Origin of the sequence: Anaerotruncus sp. DFI.9.16 (assembly GCF_024461615.1) — a bacterium.
GTDB lineage: Bacteria > Bacillota > Clostridia > Oscillospirales > Ruminococcaceae > Anaerotruncus > Anaerotruncus massiliensis.
In genome coordinates this window covers 1-212 of the sequence record NZ_JANFZX010000190.1, presented here as the reverse complement: position 1 = coordinate 212, position 212 = coordinate 1, and the positions used below count along the sequence as shown (strand labels likewise).

Annotated in this window: 1 protein-coding gene; it reads right to left on the bottom strand. The window is 46.2% G+C overall.

The window, feature by feature from the left end:
• Positions 1-212, bottom strand: a 212-nt coding sequence (locus NE609_RS17485) for an ATP-dependent Clp protease proteolytic subunit (protein ID WP_256153260.1), incomplete at both ends; no start/stop codon positions are given.

The following is a 212-nucleotide window of genomic DNA, read 5'->3' as shown; positions in this document are numbered from 1 at the left end:
CCGTATTCTTTAGCTTCTGCTGCTGTCATCCAGTAGTCCCGGTCGGAATCTTTTTCTACTTTTTTGTAGGGTTGACCGGAATGTTCGGAGATGATGGTATACAATTCTTTTTTCAGTTTCTGTACTTCTCTGGAAGTGATCTCGATATCCGCAGCCTGGCCTTGTACGCCACTCATCGGTTGGTGGATCATAATCCGGGAATGGGTTAGAGC